The sequence below is a fragment of the Streptomyces alkaliphilus genome (genome assembly GCF_014141535.1).
In the GTDB taxonomy this organism is placed as follows: domain Bacteria; phylum Actinomycetota; class Actinomycetes; order Streptomycetales; family Streptomycetaceae; genus Streptomyces; species Streptomyces alkaliphilus.
In genome coordinates, this window is the sequence record NZ_VKHT01001435.1 from 1 (window position 1) to 943 (window position 943).

1 protein-coding gene is annotated in these 943 nt (G+C 76.6%); it reads right to left on the reverse strand.

Features of this window, described 5'->3' with window-relative positions; all coding sequences use genetic code 11:
* Window positions 1-66: 66 nt before the first annotated feature.
* Window positions 67-906: a tRNA pseudouridine(38-40) synthase TruA gene (truA, locus tag FNQ90_RS24935; RefSeq protein WP_182608396.1), complete on the reverse strand. Its 840-nt coding sequence runs from the start codon at window positions 904-906 to the stop codon at window positions 67-69.
* Window positions 907-943: the final 37 nt, after the last annotated feature.

The following is a 943-nucleotide window of genomic DNA, read 5'->3' on the forward strand; positions in this document are numbered from 1 at the left end:
ACGGGGGGCTCCCCGTGCTGGTTCCCGGTCCGGGCGGGCCCGGCCGGGACGGGCCCGGGGAGCGCCTCAGCAGCAGCCGGCGGCCGGGACGGCGGCCGGGAGGGTCCGACGGTTGCGGGACTCCCGGTTGCGGGTGGCCAGCAGCTCGTCCGGCGGGTAGCCGACCTCCTCCAGCGTCAGACCGTGCGGACGCACCACGTGCACCGCGGAGTCCCGCACCCGGGCGGCGAGCACCCGGCCCGGCCACTCCGGTGACCGGTGACCGTCCCCGACGAAGAGCATGGCGCCCACCAGCGAGCGGACCATGTTGTGGCAGAAGGCGTCCGCCACCACCGTGGCCTCCAGAACGCCGTCCGGACGGCGCTCCCAGCGCAGCTCGCGCAGGGTGCGGATGGTGGTGGCGCCCTCCCGTCGGCGGCAGTAGGCGGCGAAGTCGTGCTCGCCCAGCAGCGCCCCGGCCGCCTCGTTCATCGCGGCCTCGTCCAGCGGGTGGTTGTGCCACAGCACGTGGTCGCGCAGCAGTGGGTCGACGCCACCGGGATGGTCGGTGACCCGGTAGGCGTACCGGCGGTGGGTGGCGGAGAACCGGGCGTCGAAGTGCGGGGGCGCGGGAGCCGCCCGCCACACCCGCACGTCCTTCGGCAACCGGCCCGCCAGTCGGCGCACCAGGTGCTCCCCGTGCCCGGCCCACAGCTCCCGCGGCAGGTCCGCGTGGGCGACCTGGCCGCGCGCGTGCACCCCGGCGTCGGTGCGGCCTGCGACGGTCAGCTCGAAGGTCCGCCCGGTGCGGGTGACGACCCCCAGGGCGTCCTCGATCTCCTGCTGGACGGTGCGGCGTCCGCCCGGCTGCCGCGCCCACCCGGAGAAGTCGGTGCCGGCGTACGAGATGTCCAGGCGGACCCGCACGGTACCGGGGGGCGGGGCGAACCGATCGGTGGAGGGG